The sequence below is a fragment of the Ruegeria sp. Ofav3-42 genome, from assembly GCF_022347725.1.
GTDB lineage: Bacteria > Pseudomonadota > Alphaproteobacteria > Rhodobacterales > Rhodobacteraceae > Ruegeria.
This window is the reverse complement of sequence record NZ_JAKRGB010000002.1, coordinates 138,113-160,473: the sequence shown is the minus strand read 5'-3', so window position 1 is coordinate 160,473 and position 22,361 is coordinate 138,113. Positions and strand designations below refer to the sequence as shown.

Sequence of the window (22,361 nt, the reverse complement as noted above, 5' to 3'; positions counted from 1 at the left end):
CATGAACGATTTGGCGTTTTCCTTTGTCCAGCAAAACCTGCGTGCGTTGGGGTCAGGTGCTTTGTGGTGGCCCGACCAAAACCTGCTATGCGTAAGTGACCTACACTTGGGCAAATCCGAACGTATGGCGCGACGAGGCGGCCCGTCCCTGCCCCCCTATGACAGTCTCGACACTCTGACCAGACTGGCTGCTGATATTGAAAAAACCGAAGCCCAGACGGTCATCTGCCTTGGCGACAGCTTTGATGATCTGGACGCGCTCGCCGCCCTTGGAACAGCTGAGAAACTCAGGCTTACGGCCCTGCAGGCGGGACGCCAATGGATTTGGATCGAAGGGAACCACGACCCGGGCCCAATTGATCTGGGCGGTACGCATCGGTCAGATTGTTTGGCTGGCCCATTGGTTTTCAGACATATTGCGCAACCCGGTGGACGGGGCGAGGTTTCAGGCCATTTCCACCCCAAAATCCGGCTGAAGGCGCGCGGACGTAGCATCACGCGTCCCGCGTTCTTACTGGACCATGCACGGCTCATCCTCCCTGCTTATGGTACGTATACGGGTGGTTTGCTGAGTTCCGAGAAGGTCCTGAACGAGTTGATGAGCGACAGGGCAATGGCCATCCTGACCGGTCAGCAACCCCAACTCATTCCGATGCCGCGATAAATTCAGATTAGACCGTCTTCTTCGAGCATTGGTTTGTATTTTCGGCTGACCGGCACCAGGTCTCCATTCACCAACTTCAGATAGGTTCTTTCATCTGCCTTCTTGGTACCTATGATGGCTTCGTCGGCGACCCAATGGGACCGGTGTGCACAGTGCCCGGACAAGGGTTCCATTTCGGCGATAGCGTCGGTGAATCTTGATCGGATCGTAAACGTGCCTTCCGAGGTGACGACATCAACATAGTGGTTTCGCGACGTCAGGCGGTACACCTGCCCCTGAAACGAAGCCGGCAATCGCCGTGTCAGACGCGGCGCCAGGGGAGGCGTTGGTTCACTTTTTGGCTCGACCTGACGCATCAGAATCAACCCGGCAGTAAAAAGGGTGCTGTAGCCCACTACGCGTGGAATTCCGGGTGCGGTATACCCGCCAAAAGAAAACAGAAGCCAGGCCAGCGCCCAAAGCGACGGGATAAACAGAACCAGTACAAGCAGAGCAAACATAAGATCGCGCGCTGGAACCTTCAGACCGGCTTGAGTCTCGTGAAATAGCTTTCTGGACATCCAGGTGGACGTGAGGGCGATCGCCATCACTCCGATCCAAAACAGAAGGCGCAGAACGAATGGCAGTTCCGAAACCATGAAAGGCGGAAATGTATAGGCCAGCATTGGCAGGAAAACAAATCCGGCCACCACGCGCTGTGGGCTGAACACCTTGCTGTCGAGACTTAGTTTTGACGTCATACCAAATTAAAAGCCACATCCGAGGACCCAGCCAAATGTCCCGGAGAGCTACTCAAAACAATCTATAACCGGCTGAAAAATCAGCGCTATCACGCTCAATGCAAACATTCAAACATAATTGATGGGGAAAATTACTGCGCTTGCGTCTTTGCCGCGGACCTTGGCATGGCACAAAGCGCGGGTTGGTTGGGGCAGCTCAAAACGTGCCCCAACCTTGTTATTTAGGCCGTCAGCCCTTCGGGTTCGGGCAATCCGTTGGCGCGGCAGCACGCCGTCAGCGTATTGGCCAAGAGGCAGGCAATGGTCATCGGACCCACACCACCAGGTACAGGTGTAATAGCACCCGCACGCTCGGCCGCGCTGGCATAATCCACGTCGCCAACCAGCTTGTTTTTGCCGTCGCGTTCAATCCGGTTGATGCCCACATCGATGACGGTCGCACCTTCCTTGATCCAGTCGCCGGGTACCATTTCCGGGCGTCCTACGGCGGCGACCACGATGTCCGCGCGCCGCACGACGTCAGGCAGGTCTTTGGTGCGGCTGTGCGCGATGGTCACGGTGCAGCTGTCACCCAGCAACAGCTGCGCCATCGGCTTGCCCACGATGTTCGAGCGGCCAATTACAACCGCATCCTTACCCGACAGCGAGCCATGGTGATCACGCAGCATCATCAGGCAACCCAGCGGAGTGCAAGGCACCATCGATTTCTGACCAGTGCCCAACAAACCCACATTCGAGATGTGGAAACCATCAACATCTTTAGCCGGATCAATCGAGTTGATCACCAGATCTTCGTTCAGGTGCTTGGGAAGCGGCAACTGCACCAGAATGCCATGCACCGCCGGATCGTTGTTCAGCTTGTCGATCAGCGCCAGCAGGTCCTCTTCGGACGTGTCGACGTCCAGCTTGTGCTCGTACGAGTTCATACCAACCTCGACGGTCATCTTGCCCTTGGAGCGGACATAGACCTGGCTAGCCGGATCCTCGCCCACCAGAACCACCGCCAGACCGGGGGTGATGCCGTTTTCTTCTTTCAGCTTAGCAACCTGATCGGCAACCTGCCCGCGCACCTTGGCGGCAAAGGCCTTCCCATCGATAACCTGCGCTACCATCCTTTGATCCCTTCTTCAAAAACGGATCGGGCGCATGGGGCGCCCGGTCATTCAGTCAGGGCCGAGTACACGCTCTTCGCGGGCGATCGACCAGTCAATCAATATGCGCCACAACTGTTCAGCAAGGTCCGGGTCCATTCCCAGCTCGGCAGAACTTGCGCGCACGCGCTGCACCACTTCTTCGACACGATCCGGGATACGGGCAGGCAAGCCCTCGCCCGGCTTCAGCTCGGACGCGCGGTCAATGTAACTTGCGCGCGTCACCAACAATTCGATCAGTTGGCGGTCCAGCTTGTCGATCTGAGGCCGCAATTCCTGCATCGATTGGCAGTCTTGCGGCGGTGTCAGAGTGGGCATGTTCGTCTCCTCATGGCCCGGGGGATTCCCCGGACCACGAGATGTCCTATTCGGCGGCTTAGAACAAGCCCTCGATCTCACCTGCGTCATTGAGGCAGATGGTTTCCGCAGCTGGTTTGCGCGGCAAGCCGGGCATAGTCATGATCTCACCGCAGACAACCACGATGAAGCCGGCACCTGCGGACAGGCGAACTTCGCGTACCGGAACCGAGTGGCCGGTGGGCGCGCCGCGCAGGGTCGGGTCGGTCGAGAACGAGTACTGAGTTTTCGCCATGCAAACCGGCAGGTTGCCGTAACCGGCTTCTTCCCACTCGCGCAGCTGGTTGCGGATTTTGTTGTCGGCCAAAACCTCGTCCGCGCGGTAGATACGCTTGGCGATGGTTTCGATCTTCTCGAACAGCGGCATGTCGTCGGGGTAGATCGGCGAGAAGTTCGCGGCACCGTTTTCGACGATTTCGACAACTTTTTCGGCCAGAGGCGCAGAGCCATCCGAACCCAATTCCCAGTGACGCGACAGGATCGCTTCGACGCCGTGCTCGGCACAGTAGTCTTTGACCGCCTGAACTTCGTCATCGGTATCGGTTACGAAGTGGTTGATTGCGACGACGACCGGAACGCCAAACGACTTAACGTTCTCGATGTGGCGGCCCAGGTTGGCACAGCCCGACTGAACTGCATCAACATTTTCCGCGCCCAGATCGGCCTTGGCAACGCCACCGTTCATCTTCATCGCGCGAACGGTCGCAACCAGAACTACTGCCGACGGAGCAATCCCCGCCTTACGGCACTTGATGTTCATGAACTTCTCGGCACCCAGGTCGGCACCAAAGCCTGCTTCGGTCACGACATAGTCGGCAACTTTCAGAGCGGTCTTGGTCGCAATGACCGAGTTACAGCCGTGTGCGATGTTCGCGAACGGGCCACCGTGGACAAAGGCCGGGTTGTTTTCCAGCGTCTGCACCAGGTTCGGCTGCATTGCGTCCTTCAGCAAAACAGTCATTGCGCCTTCGGCCTTGATGTCGCGGCAGTAAACCGGAGTCTTGTCGCGGCGGTAAGCAACGATGATATCGCCCAGACGCTTTTCCAGATCCTTAAGGTCGTTTGCCAGGCACAGGATCGCCATGACTTCGGACGCCACGGTGATGTCAAAGCCTGCTTCACGCGGGAAGCCGTTCGACACACCACCCAGAGAGGCAGTGATCTGACGCAGGGCACGGTCGTTCATGTCGACCACACGACGCCATGCGACGCGGCGGGTGTCGATTTCCTGCTCGTTGCCCCAGTAGATGTGGTTGTCGATCATCGCCGACAGCAGCGAGTGGGCCGAAGTGATCGCGTGGAAGTCACCGGTGAAGTGCAGGTTCATTTCTTCCATCGGAACAACCTGCGCGTAACCACCACCTGCAGCGCCGCCCTTCATGCCGAAGTTCGGGCCAAGCGAAGCTTCGCGGATACAGATCATCGCGTTCTTGCCGATGCGGTTCAGGCCATCGCCCAGACCAACGGTGGTGGTGGTTTTACCTTCACCCGCAGGGGTCGGGTTGATCGCGGTGACCAGGATCAGTTTACCGTCTTCGCGGTCCTGAACCGAGTTGATGAAGTCTTGGCTGACCTTCGCCTTGTCGTGGCCGTAAGGCAGCAGATCGTCGCTGGAGATGCCGATCTTTGCGCCGATTTCCTGAATCGGCTTCTTGTTCGCTTCACGAGCGATTTCGATGTCGGATTTGTAGCTCATTGGGCAATATCCCTGATTGAATACCGTGCAAACCGGCGCAGATAGGCCGGTGCTGGCCAATCCATACCGTTGTGTACAATCCCGATGGATATAGATTCCGACATAATCATGCCGTGAAACGGCGTAGCGTCAATTCGCCGGTTTCAAATCGGAAACGGTTTGCCTTTATGGCGCCCAGGCCCTTTGATCCGGTACGAATAACGTCATCCGATCCCCCAGCCGCAACTGTCCCGGGCGTTCCACCCACGCCGTCACCCCCCTACGCCCCTTTGCCGCAGGCTTGAAGGATGCGCCGTAACCCGGCTGATCCGCCTCGATCTCACGCCCGGGAAGGACGCAAGGTCTGTTTTCCATATCCACGGTAATCGTCACGCCATCGCGGACCTGCAGACGCGAAGCCGGAGGGATATGCGTGAAATCGGGTATACCCCGCAACAGGATGCTAACGCCCAGAAACGCGGGATCGAGACGGTCCAATCCCATTTCTTTGGCCATGCCGTCCATCTCTTCCGCGGACAGGACCGACAATTGACGGACATTACGGATTTCGGTGCCCTGTGGATATAGGTTCTTGACCCTGACACAGGAGGCTCGATTGACGCCCTCGTGCCGCGCACCTTTCTCACCTGCGAAGTCCAGATCCAAAGATTCGACAGCCTTGGCGCGGATCGAGTCGCCCGCAGGTACATGGCCCAGCCAAACGACTTCACCCGTGAATTCTGTCTCGCGCAATACCGGCATTAAAAGCCCCTTTGAAAACTGGTCGTTAAAAAGCAATAGAGGCCAGCCGGTGCGAAATGAAAAGGCCAAAAAAGACCCGGGACAATGCCCGGGTCTGATTGCCTTATGCCGAAGGTTCCGGCTCCATCCCGCCGTCAGGAGGGGTTTTCTTAACCTTGGTCTTGGGAATGGCGGTGACGCTGGGTGCGTTACCCTCGTCAGGGCTGTCGCCTTCATCGTCGCCTTCGTTCGGCGAGTCGCCATTCATGACACGCTTGATCTCGTCGCCAGTCAGGGTTTCGTATTCCAGCAGACCTTGCGCCAAACGCTCCCATTCCTCGTTCTTTTCAGTCAGGATCTTGTGCGCACGCTCGTAACCCTGCTGGATCAGGCGTTTCACCTCTTCTTCGATCAGCTCTTTGGTATGAGCTGAAACCGAGAAACCGGCGGTGTTGCCCTGATAGCCTTCGTGGGCCTCGGCATAGTCGATATTGCCGACCTTGTCCGACATACCCCAGCGCATCACCATGGCGCGCGCCAACTGGCTGGCCTGCATGATGTCACCAGCCGGGCCGTTCGAAACGTGGTCTTCACCATATTTGATGACCTCGGCAGCCTTACCAGCCATAGTCATGGCCAGCTTCTGCTCACACTCATCACGGTGATAGTTCAGGCGATCCATTTCCGGCAGCGACACAACCATACCCAGCGCACCACCGCGCGGAATGATCGTCGCCTTGTAGACTGGATCGCACAGGGGCAGCTCCAGACCCACAACGGCGTGACCAGCCTCGTGGTAGGCGGTCTTTTCCTTTTGGTCCTGCGTCAGCACCATCGAGCGGCGCTCGGCACCCATCATCACCTTGTCCTTGGCGTTCTCAAAGTCTTCCATGGTGACAAAGCGACGGCCTACTCGTGCAGCCATCAGCGCAGCCTCGTTCACAAGGTTCGCCAGATCGGCACCCGAGAAGCCCGGAGTACCACGTGCGATGATGCGCAGATCGACATCGGGGCCCAGAGGTGTCTTGCGCGCGTGCACGCCCAGAATTTTCTCACGGCCTTTGATGTCGGGGTTACCAACGGTCACGTTGCGGTCAAAACGGCCGGGACGCAGCAGAGCGGGGTCCAGAACGTCTTTACGGTTGGTAGCCGCCAAGATGATGACACCTTCATTGGCCTCGAACCCGTCCATCTCGACCAACAGTTGGTTGAGCGTTTGTTCGCGTTCGTCGTTACCACCGCCATAGCCTGCGCCACGATGGCGACCCACGGCGTCGATCTCGTCGATGAAAACGATACAAGGCGCGTTCTTCTTGGCCTGTTCGAACATGTCGCGCACACGTGATGCACCGACGCCGACGAACATCTCAACGAAATCGGAACCCGAAATGGTGAAAAACGGCACGCCCGCCTCACCCGCAATTGCGCGCGCCAGCAGCGTCTTACCGGTACCCGGAGGGCCAACCAGCAGCGCGCCCTTCGGGATCTTGCCGCCCAGACGGCTGAATTTCTGCGGGTTACGCAGAAATTCCACGATCTCCTCCAGCTCTTCCTTGGCTTCATCGATGCCTGCAACGTCGTCAAAGGTCACGCGGCCGTGCTTTTCGGTCAGCATCTTGGCCTTAGACTTGCCAAAGCCCATCGCACCGCCTTTGCCACCACCCTGCATCCGGTTCATGAAATAGACCCAGACACCGATCAGGAGCAGGAAGGGCAACAGCGTAATCAGGAACGACTGGAATCCAGACTGCTGCTGTTTTTCCGCACGAACGGGGATGTTCTCGTCGATCAGCAGCTTGGTGACTTCGGCATCGCCGGGTTTGATGGTGACATAGCTGGCACCGCTTTGCGTGGTATAGCGAATCTGTTCGCCGTCCAGCGTCACGTTCTTGACTTCGCCGCTTTCAACCGCAGTGACAAAATCGGAATAGGTTCTTTCATTATTCTGAAGCGTTCCGCCTGGTCCACTGAACAGATTGAACAGTGCAAGGATCAGCAGAAACAAAACGACCCAGAAGGCGATGTTACGAGCGTTGCCCAAGGAAAATCTCCCAAAAGATTTCGGCAGATGGGGGTCTGCCGGGTTGCTCTATAAAATAGAGATGATTCAAGCATGTTCAATGCGATAAAAGAGAAGAGTGAAACTCGGGCGTTTCCTGGGCCAATTCAGCCATCCAGCCATTGGAAAAACCCGCAAGGGGTGCGGCAAGCAGATCGTCTCCAATCCAAACAGCTGGTGAGGACAGCAATGCCGCGCGAGGTTTGCCTAATTCCCGCCAGTCCGGAACCTTTGGCAATCCTTTATCTCCCAATGGGCGAATTTCAGCCCCGGCAACCGATGGCCCAGACAAAATCCAGCGCTTGTCCCACAACTCGCCGGGGTTCGCGGATTCGCCGAGGACCGCGTTTAGCTCTCTGCAAATCCACATCTTATTGCCCTGAGGGACCAACAGACAGCCACCGATTGAGGTTCCCTTGCCCTCGTCAATCGCATTCAGAGCCTGATCCACCGAGCTTTGACGCGGTGGATACCCAGCACCCGCGATCCAAGCGACGCAGCCGACCAGAATCCGGCGCTGAATTTCCTGTGGCAAGTCCTGAATCCCGCGTCGATCCAAGCAGATATCACCGGCGTCAACCATTGAAACTTTGCGGGCGGATTCCTGCGTATAACGCACCAATGCCTCACGCGCTTGTGCAAGGTTTTCAGTAACCCGCGTCAGAGAACCGGCTGTAATGCCCAATCCTTCGAGGCCGGACAACGCCTGTCGCGCTTTAATCCGGTCGAACCGAAGGTCGTGATTCGAAGGGTCCTCGATCCACTCCACGCCCTTTGCCGTCAGGTAGTCGCGCAGTTGCTTTCGGGTGATCTTCAGCATCGGACGCAGAAGGGTCACGCCGTCCTGATCGCGCACGGCAGGCATCCCCGCCAGCCCGGTTACACCAGAAGCCCGACCCAGGCGCATCAGAAACGTCTCGGCCTGATCGTCCGCCGTGTGGCCAAGGGCAATCGCGCTGATGGCGTTGCGCCGTGCCCATTCGGTCAATAACCGATAGCGCGCCTGGCGAGCGTGGTCCTGAAGGTTTCCATCACCAGTCCAGCCATCCCAGACCAGCGTTTGATGTGGAACGCCCAAACGCGCCGCAAGTTCACCCACTTTGACAGCTTCCGCTGCTGCTTCGGGACGCAATCCATGGTCAACCGTTGCCACAAAAAGCTCTGCATTTTCGCTTTGAGCGATCTCGTTCAGCAGCAAAAGCAAGGCAACCGAGTCGCCCCCACCAGACACCGCTACGCCCAATCGGGCTGGCAGCTTTTCAGGCAGCCGCGCGCGGATATCCGCGCGCAATTTGTCTGCATGTTCCGTCAAGAACAGCCCAGCGAGGCCATTTCCTGCGTGGCACTCGTTGCCGAGGTTGAGCTCGGGAACCGGACACCCACCTCGCTTAGGGTAATGCAGGCCTGGTCGGTTTGCCCAAGACGCCCCAGTGCCGAGCCAAGCTCAAACAGCGCCTCGGGGGCAAACGCCCCTTCGGAATCGCCGGTGAAGCTCGCCAGAAAGGCCCGCGCAGCCTCGCGGGTCTCTCCCAAACCAACAAGCGCCTGCCCGCGTTTCAGGTTGGCTTCGGGTGCCAGGGGGCTGCCTGGGTATGCAGTTTCGAACGATGCAAACTGTTCGGCGGCGGCCTGAAAGTTGCCATCCGCAAGCGCTTGGGATGCGGCGTCAAAATCCGCCCGCTCGCCAACTGCAAGCTCGCCCTGATCAGATACCGGCGGTGCGGATGGTGTGGCAGGTGCAGCAGCAGTGACTTCAGTTTCTCCACCCAGCGTCGAGGTTTCGCCAATCGTACTAAGATCCCCCCCTTCCAGTTCGACCAGCCGGAATTCAAGATCACCGATCCTGTTAGTCCCGTCTGTGACGATGTTCTGAACACGCTGATTCAACTGTTCCGTCTGCCGTGTAAGACGCTGCAACTCTGCCTCAATGGCATCGACGCGTTCCAGAACGGAACTGCCGGACAGATTGGGGGCCGGAGAACCGGTGGTCGAAAACTCGCGCTTAAGGCGCTGAATTTCCACGTGCAACACCGTCAATTCCTGACGAATGTCCGCCAGGGTTTGCTGATCCTGTGCGTTTGCCACGCCAGCGGTCGCTACAACCGCGGCCAGAACCCATCCTGCAATTCGCATCTTTTTACCCCAAGGTTGAACCGGTCAGCACCGTCACCGCCCGGCGGTTTTTGGAATAGCATTCCTCGGTACTGCAAATTTCGATCGGGCGTTCCTTGCCGTAGCTGACGGTGGTCAGGCGGTTGCCCGCGACGCCCCGCGAAATCAGGAACTCTCGTGCGGCGTTTGCCCGACGCGCGCCTAGCGCAAGGTTGTATTCGCGGGTGCCTTGTTCATCCGCATGACCCTCGATCGTGGCCACGAAATCCGTGTTGGCCAGCAACCAATCCGCCTGCCCCTGCAACACAGTCTGCGCCTGCGGTGTCAGTGTCGACTGGTCCACTTCGAACAACACGCGGTCGCCTACGGATTGCTGGAAATAGGCTGGCGAGCGTGGGTCGCTAGGCGAGCCCGGTACGATCGAACCGTTTCCGCCTGCGCCGCCGCCAATTGCCGACGGATCATTGTTGGTGCAGGCGGCCATTACCCCAAGCACGCCCAATGCTATGACTTTGCCCAATACATTCATTTCAGGTGCCTCGTCGTTTTATCGCTTTATTGCCGTCTCTGTTATCACAGTGCAGGAAATTTGTGAACTTTTCCAACCCCCTGCAATGATCACTTCTGCAGTGGCCCCCAGGATGGGTCGCTACCACCGTCAGGTGTACGCACCGGACGCAGGTTTCGGCCAGAGATATCCACTGAATACAGCGTGGCCCGACCGCTTGCGCCCTGCGACTCGCGTGTGAACATGATGACACGGCCGTTTGGTGACCAGGTCGGACCTTCGTCCAGGAAAGACGAGGTCAGCAGACGTTCCTCGCTGCCGTCAGTGCGCATGACCCCGATATGGAAACGGCCCTTGTTCTGTTTGGTAAAGGCGATCAGGTCACCACGCGGCGACCAGACTGGCGTGCCATAGCGGCCCTGTCCAAAACTGATGCGGGTCGCCTCTCCGCCATTCGCAGGCATAATGTACAGCTGCGGCGTACCCGAACGGTCGCTTTCGAACACGATCTGCGAGCCGTCCGGCGAGTAGCTGGGCGCAGTTTCAATCGCCGGAGTGTTGGTCAGGCGCACGCTTTGACCCGAAGCCAGATCCATCTTCCAAAGATCGGTGTTACCGCCCTGAATCAAGGAATACACAATCGAACGACCATCCGGCGAGAACCGTGGAGAGAAGCTCATCGTACCGTCCTGTGTTTTCAACTCGGTCCGTTTGACGCGGTCAACGTCCAGAACATAGATGCGCGGCTGGCCGGTCTCGTAACTGGTGTAGAGCAAGCGATCACCAGTCGGCGAAAAGCGCGGCGCCAGAACAATTGCAGAGCTATCGGTCAGAAACTGAACGTTTGCCCCGTCATAATCCATGATGGCCAGTCGCTTCAGGCGCTGATTCTTGGGCCCGCTTTCCGAAACAAATGCGACGCGGCTGTCAAAGTAACCGCCCTCGCCGGTCACGCGGCTATAGACCTGATCGGCCACTTTGTGCGCCATGCGACGCCACCCATCCGTTGTGCCGGAAAACTGCAATCCGTTGCCCAGTTCCTGACCCGAGAACACATCCCAGACCCGGAACCGCACCGTCAGCCGTTTACCCGAAACATTTACGGCTCCGGTCACCAAAGCTTCGGCGTTGATCGCCTTCCAATCCGCGAACTGCACCGGGGCATCGAAACTGCTGACCCGACTGATGAACGCGTCCGACGAGATTTCCCGGAACAACCCGGTTCCGGTCAGGTCGGCGGCGACAACACGTGAGATGTCGTTGGCATATTGCGTGGCCGCTGGCCCGTCGGGCACGAAGTTCGGCACCGCAAAGGGCAAGGGTTCGATGATCCCCTGATCCAGTTCCAGACGCAGCGGTCCGCTTTGGGCGTGCACCGGCGCTGCCAGAATTGTCAGGCCAAGCAACAGGCTGGTCAGAAATCTAATCATTTGATCCGCATCCTCTCGGGATTGAATGTAATCTCAATATCCCGCCATTGATCGTATTTGTCAGCAGGCAGGGTGTATCCTTTGGCCCCGCAGCGCAAAATCGCTCGCCGGGCGGCGTCATAGGCTTGTTTGGCCGACGTCGCAGTCCCACCGGAACTGTCCAACATCCGCAGGCTGCCGCCGATCACCTTGCCGTCCGGGGCCAGCGAGAAACCAACGACCACAACAGTTTGCAGCGCATCTGTCGACAACGAACCGACGTTCCAGCACTTAGATACGGCCAGCCGCATAGCATCCTTCTCGCCTGCGGTCAGCGGTGGGCCAGACGGTTCACTGCTTTGCTGCAGTGCTTCTGCCAGCGCATCGTTGATGGCGGCCTCGTCGCTTGGCGCCGGCTCCGGCGGCGTTGGCTCTTCCACCTCCGCTACCTTGGGCTCTGCCGGGGGCGTGGGCCGGTTGGGTCTGACCCGTGGGCGTGGCGAAGCCGTTGGCGCTGGGTCTTTACCTTCTTCGGCCTCGGTAATGATTTCGGGCTGAGCCTCTTCTGGCGCGGTCTGCTCCCGCTGTTCCTGCTGGGTCTCAGCCCCTTCGTCCAGCGACACGGCCGGGGTTTCGATGTCGTCAATCGTTGCCTCGGGCGGCGGTGGTGCAACAGGTTCAGGCGCGACCTTATCCGCGGGGCGCGGCTGAGCGTCAGGCTCGGGCGGCACCGGCAAGACAACTGCCTCGGGTTCCGGTGTCTCTAATGCCGGCGGCTGTTCGATCACCACCGGCTCGGGCAGAGGGTCCAGCGGTTCTGGCTGTTGTTCCGGTTCGGGTTCTATTGGCTCTGACACCTCAGGGGTTGGAGGTTCTTCTTCAACCGGTTCCGGTGTCGGGATTTCTTCCTCGGGCGCTTCGGGTTGCTGCAAGGCAGCTGGTGTGGGAACTTCCGGCGCTTCGCGCTGCGCGGTCATCGCCGCGAACTGCTCAGCCGAAACCACGGAAATATCCTGCACAGGCATAGGCAATGGTTCGGACCGGAAGGTGCCGCCGAACAGAGCCCACGAAATCAAACTGACATGGGCAATTGCCGAGATCTTGGTGCCGGTATCCACCGCGCGGCCTCACTCTCCACCTTCGTCCAATGACGGGCCGCCGGTGTCTGTCACAAGCCCCACATTGGAAAACCCACCTGCGTTCAGCGCGCCCATGATCTGCATCACCTGAGCGTAAGGTATGGCACCATCGGCCCGCAGGAACACGCGGTCACTGCTGCGCTCTGCCGCAATGGCGCGCAGTTTACCAATCAACTCTTCGCGCACAACATCCGTGGTCTGGATTTGCACCCGGCCATCGGCTGTCAGCGTCACGGTCAACGGCTCTTCGTTGTCGCCCGGCAAGGCGCTTGCGGCTGTTTTCGGCAAGTCCACCGGCACACCAACTGTCAGCAGCGGCGCCGCGACCATGAAGATGATCAGCAACACCAGCATGACATCCACAAACGGGGTCACGTTGATTTCAGCCATCGGCTGCGCACGCCCACGCCGACGCCCACGTCTGCGCCCATTGCCGTTTGACGATTGCTGTACCGCCGCACCCATGTCAGCCGTCCAACTGCCGCGACAGGATGGTGGCGAACTCGTCGGCAAAAGCCTCATACCCACCAACGATCCGGTCACTATCCGCGCTGAGCTTGTTGTAGAAAATCACCGCCGGGATCGCGGCCAACAGACCGAGACCCGTGGCCAACAACGCTTCGGCAATACCGGGGGCAACAACCGCCAGGTTCGTGTTCTGCTGTTCGGCAATCTCGATAAAGGCGTTCATGATGCCCCACACGGTACCGAACAGACCGATAAACGGTGCCGTCGACCCGACCGTCGCCAGAATGGGCAAACCCTTTTGCAACGTCTCTGCTTCTTTGGCGATAGCAACGTCCATCGAGCGGTCGATCCGTGCCGTGGCACCCGCGATCAGGCCACCGTCGGTTCGATGCGACCTGCGCCACTCAATCATACCAGCGGCGAATATCTTCTCGGAACTGCCATCGGGTTGCGTGCCAATTTGTTCGAACAACTCATCCAACGGGTTGCCCGACCAGAAGGATTCATCAAACACCTGCGCCTCACGGCGGGCCGCACGGTAGTTGATCAGCTTTTGAACGATGATCGCCCAGGACCAGAAGGATGCGACCACCAAAATCAACATCACGATCTTGACGATGAAGGTCGCGCGGGCAAACAGCCCCCACATGGAGAAATCGATCTCCTGCGCCAGCGCCAGCGTTTCAGCTTCCATGAACCTGCTCTTTGTTTTTGCCTGACGGCCGTTCGTTTGGCCTTGTTTTGCCAAACGCTAACGCAGTTGGTTACGAAAAGCCAACATAACCACCCCGGACCGACAAATTGTTACATCAATGCGCGAATCTCTGCCGGAAGACGCACCGGTTTGCCTTGCGCATTCATGCATACGGCGGTCACCGATGCGCGGAAGACCTCGGTCTCTCCGCGCTTGACAAGCTGCCCCATAGTCAGGCGAACCCCGGAAATTGAAGATAGCCAAGTTTCAACGATCAGTTCATCGTCAAACTTCGCCGGCGACAGGTAGTCTGCCTCGATCCGGCGCACGACCCAAACGATCCCGCCGTCGCGCATGGCATTCTGATCATTGCCCAGCCCGCGGACGTAGTCCGATCGCGCGCGCTCGATAAACTTGAGGTAATTCGCATGATAGACGACACCGCCCATGTCGGTATCTTCGTAATAGACCCGGATCGGAAAGATATGCTTGTGAGGGGCGTCGGCTTCTGTGGCCATGATATCAGGTCCGGTCTTTCAATTGGCATCAATACGTCAAGCGTCAGGCAAATCCTTACCAGAAACAGATGCATGCTTGCCGCGGTTCCTGCAATCCCCTCGCGGGGACAATTTTGGGATCATCGGGCGCTCACTATCGATATATTACATTTTGCCGACTAGTCTCCCTGACAACTGACGTGAAATCGACAGGTGACCGAATGGCTAAGCCCAACACAGAAGAGGAAAAATTCGCAATTCCGATCCTTCAAGGCGTCTTGCCGTTCAATCGCGCCACCCTGCCGGCGGAAGTTCTGGCCGGTCTGACCTTTGCCTGCCTCGCGATCCCCGAAGTCATGGGCTACACCAAGATCGCAGGCACGCCTGTTGTGACGGGCCTGTACACCATTCTCATCCCGATGGCACTGTTCGCCCTGTTCGGATCATCCCGCCATCTTGTGGTTGGCGCCGATTCAGCGACAGCCGCGATCACAGCCTCGGCGCTTGCGGGAATGGCTGTTTCGGGGTCATCGGAATACCTGGCGCTGGCATCACTTCTGGCCCTCATGGCCGCAGTCCTGCTGATTGCAGCTCGGATCATCGGCCTTGGATTTCTGGCCGACTTCCTGTCCCGAACCGTGCTGGTCGGCTTTTTGACCGGCGTGGGCATTCAGGTCGCAACTGGTGAGATACCCGGCCTTATGGGGATCAATACCGAAGGCCATGGAACAATCGCCAAGCTGAAAGAGACCATCCTGCATATGGATCAGACCAGCTGGCCGACGCTGGCGGTATCACTGGCTGTTTTGGCAGTTGTTGTCGGGTGCAGAAGAGTGTCCCCCAAACTGCCCGGCCCGCTGTTCGCAATATTGGGAGTGATCATTTGCAGCTGGGCCTTTCAGTTCACCGCATCAGGCATCGCCGTTCTGGGCGCAGTTCCCAGTGGCTTGCCCGCATTGTCGATACCGGATGTGGACTGGAGCTGGAACCTGTTCAAACAGTTGCTGCCCACCGCGTTGTCGATCTTTGTTGTGATCCTTGCGCAAAGTGCCGCGACATCGCGGGCCTATGCCGCCCGGTACGAAGAGAATTTCAGCGAGAACACTGATCTCGTGGGGTTGGGCCTCGCTAACCTGGGGGCCGCATTTACAGGGACGTTCGTGGTCAATGGCAGCCCCACCAAAACCGAGATGGTGGCGAGCGCCGGGGGTCGCAGTCAGGTCGCTCAGCTAACAACGGTTTTGATTGTTCTGGTTGTTATCCTATTCCTTACTGGCCCGCTGGCTTATCTGCCAAACGCGGCCCTGTCCGCCGTCGTTTTCCTGATCGGTGTGAAACTGATCGACCTGAAAGGACTGACTGCGATTTACAAACAAGCCCGATCCGAATTCTGGATCGCGGTTGCCACTGCGGCCGTGGTCGTTTTTGTGGGCGTGGAACAGGGCATCATCTTTGCGATGGTTCTGTCTCTGATCGACCATACCCGCCGCGGATATCGGCCCAAAAACTCGGTAATCGTCAAAAACGACGGGGGATGGCATTCCAAACCCATCTCTGCGCCAAACCAGTTCGAACCCGGCCTGGTCATCTATCGTTTCTCTCACAGCCTGTATTATGCAAATACGCAACGGCTTTCGGATGAGGTCACGGCGATCACTCGGGCCTCCGAAGCCGAAGTGCAGTGGTTCTGCATCGAGGCGTCGGCCATCGACGACGTGGATTTCACGGCCGGCTATACGCTGCGCAACGTGCAGAAGCTGTTACGCGCGAAGAACATCAAATTGGTCTTTCTACTCGTCGAACCGCATGTCCGGTCAGAGCTGAACCGGTACGGAGTCACCGCTCTGGTGGGGGATGATGCCTACTTTGACGCAGGCAGCGATCTGTTGAGCGCCTTTCACCGGAGCAGCGTCACCGCATGATGACACTGGCTGAGTAGCGTCATTGAGGCTGTTGCAGTCTCGCAAACAAGCGTAGCGCATGAGAGGCATCCTGTGCTGCCCCCGGCAGCACAGGATCATAGGCCGCGCGGATCAACTCGGCGATATCCGGGCGCAGAATCGTCGAACCACCCGCTACTGCCAGCGGCGATTGGGTTCGAAAGGCCGTATCGGACCACAGCAGGATGGTCTGAACCACCTGACTGAGTGCCAATGTCTCGGCCGGGACTTTGGACAATTCCTTATCCATTCGCAGAAATACAAAGGCCGCGCGGATCGCGCCATCTTCCTCAAACCGGAAAACGCGGTACTGGTTGGCGTCGGCTGCGACCAGTCGATCAATCAACGGGGCCAGATCAGGAACCAGCCGGTCCAGATCGGGCACCTCCAAAAGCTCTTTCCAGTCACGGAAGAAGAACACCATGCAATTCGCGCCCAGTTCTGGGTCCGTCTCGGCCATCTTGTGATCGGCCAGAGACACCACCGCCTCAAACGCACCTTTCACGGTCGCCAGTGTCTCGTCTTCGACCCCAAAGACGATGGGCACGATGGGGCGACCCCAACGCGCGAACAGGAACTCACCGCTTTCACGGGTGAACAAGGCCTCAATCTCGTCCGGTGTCACGCGCAGTCCTTCATCTTTTTCCAAATACTCTCGCCGAAGGCATAAAATCTTAACTGCCCGGCTTCAACCAAACAGATCACTTTGCCCACGTGGCGCGGCCATACCCAGATGAGTCCACGCCTTCTGCGCCAGCATCCGCCCGCGCGGCGTTCGCTGGATCAGGCCCTGCTGCAGCAGATAGGGCTCAATCACTTCTTCCAGCGAGTCTCGGCTCTCCGAGAGTGCAGCAGACAGAGTTTCAATCCCGACAGGACCACCGGCATAGTTTTCGGCAATCAGCTTGAGGTATCGCCGGTCGGCGCCATCCAAGCCCAAATTGTCGACTCCCAGCCGCGTCAGCGCGCCATCCGCCAATTCGCGTGTGATCCGCCCGTCACCTTCGACGATGGCAAAGTCCACCACCCGGCGCAGCAGCCGACCCGCGATCCGCGGCGTCCCGCGCGAGCGGCGTGCGATCTCGCGAGCACCTGCGTCATCAGCAGGCGCGCCCAGTTTGCGCGCGTTGCGGGTGACAATCTCGTGCAATTCGTCAACCGTGTAGAACTGCAGCCGCGTCGGAATGCCGAACCGGTCGCGCAACGGCGTCGTCAGCAGCCCCATCCGGGTCGTTGCTCCGACCAGTGTGAACGGCTGCAACTCAATCCGAACCGTCCGCGCCGCAGGGCCCTCGCCGATCACCAGATCGAGCTCGAAATCTTCCATCGCCGGGTACAGGACTTCTTCGACCGCCGGGTTCAGGCGGTGAATCTCGTCGATGAACAGTACATCCCGCGATTCCAGATTGGTCAGGATCGCGGCCAGATCACCCGCCTTGGCCAAGACCGGGCCCGAGGTCATGCGGAAATTCACCCCTAACTCGCGCGCCATGATCTGCGCCAGTGTCGTCTTACCCAGACCCGGAGGACCATGAAACAACGTGTGATCCATGGCCTCGCCGCGCTGACGGGCGGACTGGATAAAGATGCGCAGATTGGCACGCGCCTCGGCTTGACCAATGAACTCGTCCAGCCCCTGCGGTCGAAGTGCGCGGTCGTTGTCCTCGGGCATGGGCTCAGGGCGCAGGGTTGGATCGGCGTCTACCATTCAGTCACCCTTTCGGAGCCAGCAGTTTCAGAGCGGCGCGGATCAGCTCCGACTCACCCGCATCAGGCAAGCTGGCCGCCGCTTCTGCAACAGCCGAGGCCGCCTCTGACGGTCCATAACCCAGATTGGACAGCGCCGACAATGCCCCGGCAGAGGCCGCCGCTGACCCCGAGACCGGTTTCACGACCCGTTTGGGCACAGGCGCAGGTTCGGCCGATTCCACAACCTCCAACTCCGGACCGTCCGTCGCCTCGGTCACGGTTCCGCCCATCGCCATGACGCCTGGCGCTTTGTCCTTGAGGTCCAACACGATCCGCTGTGCGGTCTTCGGTCCTACCCCTTTTGCCGCCTTGACCGCGCCCCAGTCACCCAGCGCAATCGCTCGGCTGACCCCATCCGGCCCCAAGGCGCTGAGGATGGCGAGCGAGACTTTAGCCCCGACGCCCTGAACCGAGCACAACAGCCGGTGCCATTCCTTTTCGACGAGCGACAGAAAGCCATAAAGCTGCATCAGGTCCTCGCGCACGACCATGTCGGTGTAGATCGAGACCGCCTCGCCCACCCCCGGCAACGCCGCCATTGTCCGATCCGAACAATAAACGATATAGCCAACCCCGCGCACGTCGATCAGCACGTGGTCCGCAGCGCGGTAATCCAGACGCCCGCTCAGTTTTCCGATCATGCCCGCACCTCTTTCATGCGCGTCTGTGGCGCTGCCCCGTAATAAGAATGACAGATGGCTATCGCCAGCGCATCCGCGGCATCCGCTCCTTTGGGCTGACAACCCGGCAGTTGCAATTTGACCATATGAAGAACCTGTTCTTTCTCGGCGTGCCCGACACCCACGACCGTTTTCTTGACCCGGTTGGGCGCATATTCCCCCACCGGCAGCCCCGCTTGCGCCAGGGTCAGCAACGCCACGCCACGCGCCTGACCCAGCTTCAGCGTCCCGGCCCCGTCCTTGTTGACGAAGGTCTGTTCAATGGCGGCCTGATCGGGTTGATGTTCGGCGATGACTTCGACGATTTGATTGTGGAGCGACAACAAACGTTCGCCCAGATCGTCCCCGTCAGATTTGCATAACCCGTTGGCAACGTGGCTCAGGCGGCTGCCATGCGATTCGATGACGCCCCATCCCAGGGTTCGGAGCCCCGGATCAATGCCCAAAATCCGCATAATTTGCCTCGGCCTGCTCGGGTTTTTGTGATCTTTCTTTCGGATTAGCACGAAGCGTGAACATTTTCCAAGCGAATTGACCGAAAGCCTGAAAACGACAGACCTGTTTCACCCGCGACAAAACGGTCGATTTGCGACCGCAGAAAGTCTGAATTCGACACGATTCATTACCGGACAATGGCCAATAAATTAAGGGATTTTAATGTTCTTAGAGCCCTGCAAAAAACGCATAGGACATTTGCAATTTCCGCCCTTGCACAGGCGATCCGGCGTCACTAGATGCCGCTCAGATCGGATGATCAGAACGTTAACCTAAACCAGAAGGAAACAGGATATGGCTGCACTGGACACCACCCGCACCACCACTGGCTCGTTCGGCCTCGTTGGCCGTATCGGCGCGAATTTCGCATCGGTCGTGAATGCCGTTGTCGAATGGAATGACGCCCGCGTTACTCGCAACACGCTGAGCGGTCTGAGTGACCGCGAGCTGGAAGATATCGGTCTGTGCCGTGGCGATATTGACGTCGTGGCCGAAGGTCGTCGTTAAGAACGAACAAACCACCACTCTAATGCCCCTCTCCTCCCTCGGGGCAAAGTAGAACGCCGCGCATCACCGAATGCGCGGCGTTTCTCGTTCACCTGAACAAAGCTCAGGGAAGAATCTTAGCAATCTGTTCAGAGAGCGCTTGCGAGACCGGATCGATCTGCATCACCCAAGCGCCGGCTTTTTCGACCGACGTACCCTCATTCAAGGCGTCAAGCCGGTGCTGATAGCCGGATGGACCGAGACTGGTCAGCAAGAATGTCTTGAAAGCGAACAATCCGACCAGACACATCAGCAGAACCTTCGCCGGTAGCGCAGATTTCACCCTCTGTGGTTTCATGACCACAAGGCCGTCTTTGCGCATCGTCGCGCGATAGCCACGGCTCAGTTTTGCGTGTTTTTTGTTCAGGCGTGTAACGCGCTGATCAAACTCCAATTGTTTTCCCGTCATGGCAGCCTCCCAAAACCGCCCCCCGATTCCACGTTACGACGGTAAAAACAGATTGCGACAAAAACGAGGCAAAACTCCACAAAACTCCCGCAAAAGGCCCAATTTTAGCCCTGTTTGCTTAAGACTAGCGTCGTCCATTCACCAATTTGGCTGTTTTGCTCCAAATTGAACCCGTTTTGTAAATAAACCGAAATCACATCATCGGCCTGCTCATTGAGGATTCCCGATAGGATTGCGTGCCCACCGACCCGCAGATTCGCTCCGATTTCGGGGGACAAAGCCACCAACGGGCCTTTGAGGATGTTCGCGAAAATCAAATCATATGGCGCGATCGCGCTCAGTTCGGGGTGGTCGAAGCCCGCCGCTTCGACGCAACGCACCTGACCAGACATTCCGTTGGCCTTCAGGTTGGCTTCGGCAACATCGACGGCGACCTCGTCGATATCACTGGCGATGATCTCACCCTCCCAGACCCGCGCAGCCGCCATAGCCAGTACAGCCGTACCGCAGCCGATATCGGCCACTTTCGTTGCGGTGAACCCTTCGTTCAGAAGCTTGTCCAACGCTTTCAGACACCCCAATGTCGTACCATGGTGGCCGGTCCCGAAGGCCATGGCGGCCTCGATCAACAAAGGGATACGTCCCTCAGGCAGCTTGTCAGTGTCGTGGCTGCCGTAGACAAAGAAACGCCCGGCCTCGACCGGAGCTAACTCGCGGCGCACATGGGCGACCCAGTCTGTTTCGGGCAGTTCGGACACCACAAAAGGCTTGGCTTCAAACGCCGCCGCCAGAACGGCCAGTGCGGTTTCGTCCGGAGTTTCGGTAAAGTAGCCGCCAACCTCCCACAGGCCCGAGCCGTCTTCGACCTCAAAGACACCCACACCGGTAGGCTCCGGGTCCAGACGCTCCATGGCTTCGCCCAGCCCTTCGGCGGCTTTCTTACCGGTCAAAGTCGTCAGCGCGGTGAATGTGGGCATGGGGGCCTCCTGTATCAGTTGATACAGCGCCTATGGCGATGACCCGCCAAGGTCAAGCGCTTGCCCTTATTCAGCTGGTGCGGGTGCGTATTTCGTCAGGATGGTCTCGTTGCCGGGTTCGGGATGGCGCGGGATCAGCAGCGACAAAAGCAACGATACGATTGCCATCAAGGCGGCCAAGGCAAAGACCGCACCGGGCGAGACAACCCACAACAGGCCCAGGAGTGCTGGCAGGAATACGGCGGCAATGTGGTTAATGGTAAAGGCCACGGCCGCGGTTGGCGCAATATCCGCCGGGTCCGCGATTTTCTGGAAATAGGTTTTCAGCGCCAGCGCCAGCGCGAACAGCACATGGTCGATGACGTAGAGGATCGCAGCCAGAACCACACCCCAACCAAACCAGTAGATACCGCCATAAGCTGCAAAGACGATCGCCAAGCCTGCATATTCGAAGATCAGCGTTCGACGCTCGCCAAACACGGACACGGCTTTGCCCAACATCGGAGCTGCCGCCATGTTGATCATGAGGTTGATCAGGTAAAGGCTTGTCAGTTCGTGAACTTCAAAGCCGAATTTCTCGACCATCATGAAGCCCGCAAAGACGACAAAGATCTGCCTGCGCGCGCCCGCCATGAACTGCAGCGCATAATACAGCCAGTAGCGTTTGCGCAGCACCAGCTTTTTGGTTTGTGGCGTCGGAGCGTCAAATTGCGGATAGGCAAACAGACAGAAAAGCGCCAACAGCGCAGTCACGCCACCGGCGGCAATGAACACAGTATTGTACGACAGGTCAAACCGGTCCCATGTCAGCACGATCAAACCATAGACCACCGCTGTGGCGGCAGAGCCCATGGCCACCAACCATCCCAGCACCTGGGGCGCGCGATCCTTGGGCAGCCATTGCAGTTGCAGCGACTGGTTCACCGTTTCGTAGTAGTGGAATCCGATCGAACTGAAGAGAGTTACAAATAGCAACCCGCCAAGGCTGGGGAACCATGCCGTCACTGCCGTTGCCACGCCGAGCATCATCAGCGAGATCATCGCCAGCACCTGCTCGCGCACGAAAATGATCACTGCGATCACGCCAACGGCCAGGAAACCGGGGATTTCACGCACGGTGTGCAGCAGGCCGATATCCGCCCCATCGAAATTGGCCACCTCGATGACGAAATTGTTCAACAGCGCGCTCCACGCATTGAACGCAATTGGCATCATCAGCGCCATCACGAACAAGAGCGTCACAGGGCGGCGCCAGAACGGAAGGCTCTGCGCCTCAGCGAGGGGCATTGGTTTCAGCATGGGACTCCTCTACGCCCATTTTCCGATTTTGGCGAGAGGTAAGGCGTGCGCG

The 22,361-nt window shown here is 58.4% G+C and carries 24 protein-coding genes; 3 read left to right on the top strand and 21 right to left on the bottom strand.

Translation table 11 applies throughout. From position 1 onward, the window contains the following. The first annotated feature begins 1 nt into the window (after position 1). A complete protein-coding gene (pdeM, locus tag MHN28_RS03530; RefSeq protein ID WP_239335980.1) occupies positions 2-664 on the top strand; it encodes a ligase-associated DNA damage response endonuclease PdeM in 663 nt (220 codons plus the stop codon). 2 nt (positions 665-666) lie between these two features. Here the strand turns inward: pdeM and MHN28_RS03525 are convergent, their stop codons facing one another. The 14 genes from MHN28_RS03525 to ybgC form a co-directional block, all read right to left on the bottom strand. Further along, the gene (locus tag MHN28_RS03525; RefSeq protein ID WP_239335977.1) at positions 667-1,404 is read right to left on the bottom strand and encodes a LytTR family DNA-binding domain-containing protein; all 738 of its coding nucleotides are present in this window, start codon (positions 1,402-1,404) and stop codon (positions 667-669) included. 221 nt (positions 1,405-1,625) lie between these two features. Then, entirely contained in the window at positions 1,626-2,516 is an 891-nt protein-coding gene (folD, locus tag MHN28_RS03520) for a bifunctional methylenetetrahydrofolate dehydrogenase/methenyltetrahydrofolate cyclohydrolase FolD (protein WP_239335975.1), read from the bottom strand. A gap of 51 nt (positions 2,517-2,567) precedes the next feature. Beyond that, the gene (locus MHN28_RS03515) at positions 2,568-2,873 is read right to left on the bottom strand and encodes a chorismate mutase (RefSeq protein ID WP_239335973.1); all 306 of its coding nucleotides are present in this window, start codon (positions 2,871-2,873) and stop codon (positions 2,568-2,570) included. A 58-nt stretch (positions 2,874-2,931) separates the two neighbouring features. Further along, positions 2,932-4,608, bottom strand: coding sequence for a formate--tetrahydrofolate ligase (locus tag MHN28_RS03510; RefSeq protein WP_239335971.1), 1,677 nt, complete (start codon positions 4,606-4,608; stop codon positions 2,932-2,934). A gap of 165 nt (positions 4,609-4,773) precedes the next feature. After that, positions 4,774-5,349, bottom strand: a complete 576-nt coding sequence (locus MHN28_RS03505; RefSeq protein WP_239335970.1) for a sulfurase — start codon at positions 5,347-5,349, stop codon at positions 4,774-4,776. Between the two features lie 103 nt (positions 5,350-5,452). Then, positions 5,453-7,369 (bottom strand): ATP-dependent zinc metalloprotease FtsH, encoded by a 1,917-nt coding sequence (ftsH, locus tag MHN28_RS03500; RefSeq protein ID WP_239335969.1) that lies wholly within the window; start codon positions 7,367-7,369, stop codon positions 5,453-5,455. A 76-nt stretch (positions 7,370-7,445) separates the two neighbouring features. Then, positions 7,446-8,699 carry a tRNA lysidine(34) synthetase TilS gene (gene tilS, locus MHN28_RS03495; RefSeq protein ID WP_239335968.1) on the bottom strand — a complete coding sequence of 418 codons (1,254 nt, stop codon included), beginning with the start codon at positions 8,697-8,699 and terminating at the stop codon, positions 7,446-7,448. Continuing rightward, positions 8,696-9,520 carry a tol-pal system protein YbgF gene (gene ybgF, locus MHN28_RS03490; protein WP_239335967.1) on the bottom strand — a complete coding sequence of 275 codons (825 nt, stop codon included), beginning with the start codon at positions 9,518-9,520 and terminating at the stop codon, positions 8,696-8,698. Before ybgF ends, tilS begins: the two co-directional genes overlap by 4 nt. 4 nt (positions 9,521-9,524) lie before the next feature. Then, a complete protein-coding gene (gene pal, locus MHN28_RS03485; protein ID WP_239335959.1) occupies positions 9,525-10,028 on the bottom strand; it encodes a peptidoglycan-associated lipoprotein Pal in 504 nt (167 codons plus the stop codon). 89 nt (positions 10,029-10,117) lie between these two features. Next, positions 10,118-11,437 (bottom strand): Tol-Pal system beta propeller repeat protein TolB, encoded by a 1,320-nt coding sequence (gene tolB / locus MHN28_RS03480; RefSeq protein WP_239335957.1) that lies wholly within the window; start codon positions 11,435-11,437, stop codon positions 10,118-10,120. Beyond that, the gene (locus MHN28_RS03475; RefSeq protein WP_239335955.1) at positions 11,434-12,534 is read right to left on the bottom strand and encodes an energy transducer TonB; all 1,101 of its coding nucleotides are present in this window, start codon (positions 12,532-12,534) and stop codon (positions 11,434-11,436) included. The genes tolB and MHN28_RS03475 overlap by 4 nt, the downstream gene beginning before the upstream one ends. Positions 12,535-12,543: 9 nt before the next feature. Further along, a complete protein-coding gene (gene tolR / locus MHN28_RS03470; RefSeq protein ID WP_239335953.1) occupies positions 12,544-13,020 on the bottom strand; it encodes a protein TolR in 477 nt (158 codons plus the stop codon). 1 nt (position 13,021) lies between these two features. After that, positions 13,022-13,717, bottom strand: a complete 696-nt coding sequence (gene tolQ, locus MHN28_RS03465) for a protein TolQ (protein WP_239335951.1) — start codon at positions 13,715-13,717, stop codon at positions 13,022-13,024. Between the two features lie 110 nt (positions 13,718-13,827). Then, the gene (gene ybgC / locus MHN28_RS03460; protein ID WP_239335949.1) at positions 13,828-14,235 is read right to left on the bottom strand and encodes a tol-pal system-associated acyl-CoA thioesterase; all 408 of its coding nucleotides are present in this window, start codon (positions 14,233-14,235) and stop codon (positions 13,828-13,830) included. 200 nt (positions 14,236-14,435) lie between these two features. Between ybgC and MHN28_RS03455 the strand changes: the two genes are divergently transcribed. Then, entirely contained in the window at positions 14,436-16,136 is a 1,701-nt protein-coding gene (locus tag MHN28_RS03455) for a SulP family inorganic anion transporter (protein ID WP_239335947.1), read from the top strand. Between the two features lie 19 nt (positions 16,137-16,155). Here MHN28_RS03455 and MHN28_RS03450 read toward each other — a convergent pair whose 3' ends face one another. From MHN28_RS03450 to ruvC, 4 genes are all read right to left on the bottom strand, one after another. Further along, complete coding sequence (locus tag MHN28_RS03450; protein WP_239336827.1) at positions 16,156-16,779, bottom strand: hypothetical protein; 624 nt, start codon at positions 16,777-16,779, stop codon at positions 16,156-16,158. Positions 16,780-16,842: 63 nt separating this feature from the next. Beyond that, positions 16,843-17,862 (bottom strand): Holliday junction branch migration DNA helicase RuvB, encoded by a 1,020-nt coding sequence (gene ruvB / locus MHN28_RS03445; protein ID WP_239335945.1) that lies wholly within the window; start codon positions 17,860-17,862, stop codon positions 16,843-16,845. Between the two features lie 4 nt (positions 17,863-17,866). Next, the gene (ruvA, locus tag MHN28_RS03440; RefSeq protein ID WP_239335943.1) at positions 17,867-18,544 is read right to left on the bottom strand and encodes a Holliday junction branch migration protein RuvA; all 678 of its coding nucleotides are present in this window, start codon (positions 18,542-18,544) and stop codon (positions 17,867-17,869) included. Then, positions 18,541-19,038: a crossover junction endodeoxyribonuclease RuvC gene (gene ruvC / locus MHN28_RS03435; protein ID WP_239335941.1), complete on the bottom strand. Its 498-nt coding sequence runs from the start codon at positions 19,036-19,038 to the stop codon at positions 18,541-18,543. The genes ruvA and ruvC overlap by 4 nt, the downstream gene beginning before the upstream one ends. Before the next feature lie 334 nt (positions 19,039-19,372). Here ruvC and MHN28_RS03430 point away from each other — a divergent pair, with 334 nt between their 5' ends. Continuing rightward, entirely contained in the window at positions 19,373-19,585 is a 213-nt protein-coding gene (locus tag MHN28_RS03430) for a DUF1127 domain-containing protein (protein ID WP_239335939.1), read from the top strand. A gap of 103 nt (positions 19,586-19,688) precedes the next feature. Here MHN28_RS03430 and MHN28_RS03425 read toward each other — a convergent pair whose 3' ends face one another. The 3 genes from MHN28_RS03425 to MHN28_RS03415 all read right to left on the bottom strand — a co-directional run bounded on the left by MHN28_RS03425 (position 19,689) and on the right by MHN28_RS03415 (position 22,309). Continuing rightward, positions 19,689-20,033, bottom strand: coding sequence for a hypothetical protein (locus MHN28_RS03425; protein ID WP_239335937.1), 345 nt, complete (start codon positions 20,031-20,033; stop codon positions 19,689-19,691). 104 nt (positions 20,034-20,137) lie between these two features. Then, positions 20,138-21,010, bottom strand: a complete 873-nt coding sequence (locus MHN28_RS03420) for a 50S ribosomal protein L11 methyltransferase (RefSeq protein ID WP_239335935.1) — start codon at positions 21,008-21,010, stop codon at positions 20,138-20,140. A gap of 66 nt (positions 21,011-21,076) precedes the next feature. Further along, complete coding sequence (locus MHN28_RS03415) at positions 21,077-22,309, bottom strand: MFS transporter (protein WP_239335931.1); 1,233 nt, start codon at positions 22,307-22,309, stop codon at positions 21,077-21,079. Positions 22,310-22,361 lie beyond the last annotated feature (52 nt).